Origin of the sequence: Xanthomonas populi (assembly GCF_002940065.1) — a bacterium.
GTDB classification, from domain to species: domain Bacteria; phylum Pseudomonadota; class Gammaproteobacteria; order Xanthomonadales; family Xanthomonadaceae; genus Xanthomonas; species Xanthomonas populi.
The window spans coordinates 1-395 of record NZ_MDEJ01000353.1 but is presented as its reverse complement, the minus strand read 5'-3'; the positions used below and the strand labels follow the sequence as shown (position 1 = coordinate 395).

At 62.8% G+C, this 395-nt stretch carries 1 pseudogene; it reads left to right on the top strand.

Features of this window, described 5'->3' with window-relative positions:
* Positions 1-9: 9 nt before the first annotated feature.
* Positions 10-395, top strand: a pseudogene (locus XpopCFBP1817_RS21240) (transposase); the annotation flags it as partial.

Genomic DNA, 395 nt, shown 5'->3' with positions numbered 1-395 from the left:
GGATGATCGATGCCCGAGTTCTTCGCGTCCTGTGGCACCGAAGCCAAGTGCCATCGCGCGCTCTACACGTGGCGCTGGCCGCAAGGCTGTCGTTGCCCTGTCTGCACCGGGCGGGTGCGGTCGCGTTTCAAGCGGGGTGCTGCGCTCTACTCCCAATGCAGCGCGTGCCGGCATCAGACCAGTCTGATCGCAGGCACGATGTTTGCCGGCACCAAACTGCCGCTGCGCACCTGGATGCTGGCGTTGCACCTGTTGACCTCGACCAAAAACCAACATGGCCGCACTGGAGTTAATGCGCCATCTGGGGGTCAACTCCAAGCGCGCCTGGCGGATGAAGCACAAGATCATGCAGGTCATGACCGAGCGCGAAGCCACGCGGAAACTGGTGGGTTTCG